This window comes from Robiginitalea sp. (genome assembly GCF_049588695.1).
Taxonomy (GTDB): Bacteria; Bacteroidota; Bacteroidia; order Flavobacteriales; family Flavobacteriaceae; genus Robiginitalea.
In genome coordinates this window covers 1-5,029 of the sequence record NZ_JBAVZJ010000352.1, presented here as the reverse complement: position 1 = coordinate 5,029, position 5,029 = coordinate 1, and the positions used below count along the sequence as shown (strand labels likewise).

Genomic DNA, 5,029 nt, shown 5'->3' with positions numbered 1-5,029 from the left:
CCCATAGGCCTTATGAAATATGTTATGGCCCTTGAGGAAGGAAAAATTGTGGATCGACAGAGCAGCCTGGAGATGAAGCGGCTCCTCTACCTGACGGACCGCAGGATTCGATATGCCTACTCCCATAAACTGGACAGCGCCGCAGTCTATTTTAAATCCGGGAGTTTCTACAGCTGTGATCGCAAAAAAAATCCAAACTGCGGGGACTATCAGGGCAACGTGTATAATTACATGAATTCGGTAGCCATCATTGAGCATCCGGACGGAAGTCGCTATGCGGTTTGTCTAATGTCTAATGTGCTCAATAAGAATTCAGCTAACGACCATCTGGCCCTGGCCGACAAGGTGGATGATCTGGTTCGTGGAAATTAAGCCGGCGGTAATCCCCAGTTTTGAATCATTTGCCCCGCCTGCTTTCGGACGGTTTCAAAAGGACTTTGTAGCAGGGGCTCAATAAGTGGCAGGTACTCGTGATCTCCCAATTGTTCGATAAGATAGAGTACGGCGTGCTTAATCTTTACATCGTGACGGCTAAGCAAACTTCTAAAACACTCCCGTTCACTTATGGACGGGAGTTTTAGTTTCGCCACCATATCCTCAGAATACGCGACCCCCTGACCCAGGCTGTCAATAATTGGCACCAATACATGCCGTAGCCGGGCCTCCAGAATGCTGTCAATGAACTCAATGGCGTTCGCCCGTTGCTGGTCGTCACCCTTTAAGGCGAGCTCCAGAACGGGTTCCACATCCTGCTCGTAATAGTGGATTCCCAGCAGGTTGAAGATTCGCTCCAGGTGTGCATCCACCCGATGTTTTAAGATGGTGATCAACCCCTCACGTGCCATGCGGATTTTCGTGGATTGCTCCGTTTTTGGATCCCTTTCATGTTCGGAAACCTGTGTATGCAAAAAGGACAGGAGTTTCTGATACATCTGGCATTCCTGCAGGATCTTTTCGGCAATGAGGTCACTCTCAATTTTAAATTCGGGAGTGTCATTTTTCATCATTTTCAGAACCTGAATGGCTTTGACCGAAACAGCATATTCTGCGGAGTCCACAAATCCAATGAGGGTGCTGACAGCTTCTGATGTGCCAATGGCCTTTAGTACATTCGGCACGAACAGGGCGTCGTTGGGGTGTATTTCGTGGTTTTCTACCATCCGTTTAAGAATCGGGATAATGGGCGGGCCATATCCCTGAAGACAAGCCATGGCATCTTTGCGCAAATTCTTGCCGTGTAATTGGGCAACGACCTTGGGGATAAAGCGTTCGTCCCCTATCTGTGAAATACTGTCGAAGGCCGCACTTAAAACCTCGGGGTCTGAATCTTCCAGGAATCCGTAAACAATCTTATATCGGGACTCCAGGCGGGTATGCCCGATGGCCTCTATAGCCGCGATCACATCAAATTTACTTTTCTCATCCCATGGAGGTTGCCCCGAATGCTCCAACAGTGTGTCCACCCGGCTTTCGAGCTGGAGAATATCCTTCAGATGTGCATCCGTATGGACTTCCTGTGCCACAGCAAGCAGGGTAAGGGCACGGATATTGGCGTGATTGCTGTGTTTCTCAAAATCAATTATTTCCTCCCGGTGCAGGTCGTGGTCTTTATGGATCAAATACCGAAGGACATCTATCACGACCTCATCGGAAGGGTCATTGAGCATCTCCTTCATTTCAGGTCTCAAATCCGCAGAATTGAGGTAATACAAGTTCTTGACACTCAGGCTCCGAATAGGGCTGGACGGGTGACGAAGCAGGCCCCGGAGTGCCTCAAAATAATGCTCCTCCGGACTGCGCAATATTTCCTCCAGCATATACAGGATCTGGGATTCCTTTCCAGTGGTCAAAACCCGGTTTATCGTTCCGTAGACCGATTCGTTATGGACATCCAGGTGGTGTTTCTCGTGCTTTTGTACCCTGGGGTGCTCCTTAACGAGTAGCCGGCGGAAAGACTCCTGATACGCCTTGAAAATTCGGGTAAGCAGGAAAACCCAGATGCCGATAAGGCCGATATTTATATAGCTGATATAGATACTGGGAACACCCATCCCGTTGATGAGGAATATCAGGATAGCTCCCGCCAACCCGGTGGCAATACTATCCACGACAATGTCAATAAAAGGTTTTGCGTGTTTGCGAACCTCTATGGGCACAGGGATTACCACGAGTTCTGAGGCCGCTTTATTCAATGACTGTTTCAGGCTGCCTTCCACTATTTTAATCGCAACCACAACCCATAATTCAGGAATAAGGAGCAGTAATACAGAGCCCAGCAAGATGCCGACGGGCATGAATATAAGCGCATTTCCAATTCCAAAATATTTGAGTATCCGTTTGGAAAAGAATAATTGGATGAGTAGGGATACTACACTAAGGGTCGAAAACCAGAATCCAAAAAACGACGTTAATTCTTCGGTATTTGTGATTTTTTCAGCTGCGAAATGGCTGTACTGGTAATCCACCATTTTGGCGACTATTACACTTATTCCCACCGTCAGGGTGATAAGCCATAAGAGGCGGTTGTGCCGGATAAGTGTAAAGGGGCTTTTCTTAGCTTTTTCCTTTATCGGTTTCTCCACCTTATTCTGATCCACATACCGTTTCCAGAGATACGAACTGATGGGAATACAAACCAGTATCAGGGCTGCAGCGACAAGCAACAGGTTTTCCGAACTGATTACCCCGGACAGAAGGGAGGTCAGGTAACCCCCGAATATTCCTCCTGCAATGGCCCCGGAACCGATAAACCCAAATAATCGTTTCGCTTCGCGAACATTAAAAATCGAATTGGCGAGAATCCAGAACTGGGAGGTCGTGAGCAATCCGAATATGGCGACAAAGAGGTACGGGGCATAGAGCCATCCTGTATTAGAAGGTTTAAAATTGAGCAGGAAACAAAAAAGAGCAAACAGTAATGCACTCAAGATAAGAGTACCTGTAATCACCCTGTTCAGTGTAATGGCCCATAGGATTTTGTCGTAAAACAGGGAAAACAAAACCGCCAATACTGCGGTAAGCAGGTAGGCTGTAGGCAAGGCGTCGGAAGTGAGGGCCGAAAGGAAGATAGAATTAATTGTCGGCTTGACGATCAGCAAGGTTGTGATCAGCAAAAAAACGTAGGCCTGCAACAGGACCGCCTTGCGAATCTCTCCGGGTTTGATATCAAAAAGCCTTTGAAAGAGCGTAGTAATAGCGTACATAAAGGATTATCGGGATTTGAACGAATTCAGAGCTCGTTCTACAGGTCCAACCAGTCCCTGAGCAATCCGCTCACCCTCCGAGTCTTGAATAAGTGCCACTAAGATGTAACGCCTGTCTTCATCCCAAACCAGTACAGAATCTGCATGCCAGGACTGCCATGAGCCGGACTTCCGGTATATGGCAGCATCCGGAGCGAGTTTCAGGAGCGTATGTACAAACTTGTGCTTAATCCCGGGGTCCTTAAGGATGTCCAGCATATCTCTGGACCTGTCGTAGCTAATCAGCCTTCCAAAGGCTAACCGGTAATAGAACCGGCACACCTGGTAGGCATTGGCGGCATGACTCAAATTCTTTAAAGGTTCCCGGTTTGTTTTGCCGCTTTTGGAATATCGCTTGCCAACCCAGAGACCTCCGCCCTCCTCTTCCTGATAAAATTCATTTTTGGCATCCCGCATAACACTTTCGATTTTCTCATAACCAAGAAGATCGATGACGCGGGTGGTCGCCTGGTTGTCGGAATACCGGATCATTGCATGCATGTCGCGCTTTAGCGATTCAGTTTCCTCCAACTCCCTCTTGTGAATGGCATCCTCGGCCGCCAGCAATACCGCGATTTTGGGAAGGCTCGCAGCATACATCATTTCCCGTCCATTAATACTTGCAAAGGAGGGGGTTTCCCAGTCGCTTAAATCTACCAGGCCAATACACAACTTGCGATTCGAGATTAATTTACTCAGGTTTGGATCGGATTTTATTACCGCCTCAAGAGCTTTTTGCAGGTCGGAACTCCTGAAATCCCTAAGGGGCCTGAAAGATTCATCGGATATCTCTATGGGAAGTTCCGGGATCTGATCGTAGGTGTTTTCAATTCCCAAGGTTAAAGAATCATTCCTAACTTCGGATTTCCGGACGGAATGTGTCTTGTCCTTTGGGTTGCACCCCGGGCTTGATACCAGGATACCCATCACCATTAAAGCAAGATATTTATAACTCATAATCGAGAACAGTGCACATTTAATTGGCCTGCATGACACAAAGATAACTCAGGGCGATATTCAGGCAAACAAATACATGTGAATAACTTGGTTTTTCCAGGGGGTAATGGCATTCCTCTTGAAACCGGCCAGTAAAACTATGCCCGGTCCCCCATAACAATATCGCCGATATCGCCGAGGATGCTCCCCTCCCCTTTTTGCTTTCCACCTCCTTTTGGGGCAGCTGCCCAGACGCGCTCAGCCAGTCGACTAAAGGGCAGAGATTGAATATATACAACCCCCGGACCTTTCAGGGTTGCGAAGAAAAGCCCCTCTCCCCCAAAAAGCGAATTCGTCAAGCCCCCGATAAACTCTATATCGTAATCCACCGTCTGAGTAAACCCGACCAGGCAGCCTGTATCTACCCGAAGTATTTCCCCGGCAGCCAATTCTTTCCTCGCCATGGTACCCCCGGCGTGGATAAAAGCCATACCATCTCCTTCCAGCTTTTGCATGATAAAACCTTCACCCCCGAAAAACCCACGCCCGAGTTTCTTCGAAAATTCGATACCTACGTGCACCCCTTTGGCCGCACATAGAAATGCATCCTTTTGGCAGATAAATTTCCCCCCTTTTTCCGAAAGGTCCACCGGAAGGATTTTTCCGGGATAAGGCGATGCAAAACTCACTGAACGTTTACCATCCCCTGTATTGTAAAAGGCGGTGAGAAAAAGACTTTCCCCAGTCAGGATGCGCTTTCCGGCGGAGAATATCTTATCGAGTATACCACCCTGCTTTTCCCGGTGGGACCCGTCCCCGAAAATCGTTTCCATTTTTATGCGCTCCTCAGC

General features: G+C 48.1%; 3 protein-coding genes and 1 pseudogene. 1 reads left to right on the top strand and 3 read right to left on the bottom strand.

Going from position 1 to position 5,029, the window contains the following annotated elements:
* Positions 1 to 372, top strand: a pseudogene (locus WBV75_RS08550) (hypothetical protein); the annotation flags it as partial.
* Here WBV75_RS08550 and WBV75_RS08545 read toward each other — a convergent pair.
* The 3 genes from WBV75_RS08545 to WBV75_RS08535 form a co-directional block, all read right to left on the bottom strand.
* A complete protein-coding gene (locus WBV75_RS08545; protein WP_424120211.1) occupies positions 369 to 3,203 on the bottom strand; it encodes an MFS transporter in 2,835 nt (944 codons plus the stop codon). The pseudogene WBV75_RS08550 and the gene WBV75_RS08545 sit on opposite strands and share 4 nt — an antisense overlap.
* A 6-nt stretch (positions 3,204 to 3,209) precedes the next feature.
* Positions 3,210 to 4,169 (bottom strand): serine hydrolase, encoded by a 960-nt coding sequence (locus WBV75_RS08540; protein ID WP_424120210.1) that lies wholly within the window; start codon positions 4,167 to 4,169, stop codon positions 3,210 to 3,212.
* 167 nt (positions 4,170 to 4,336) lie between these two features.
* Positions 4,337 to 5,029 (bottom strand): AIM24 family protein (locus tag WBV75_RS08535; protein WP_424120209.1); only part of this gene is annotated, 693 nt, incomplete at its 5' end.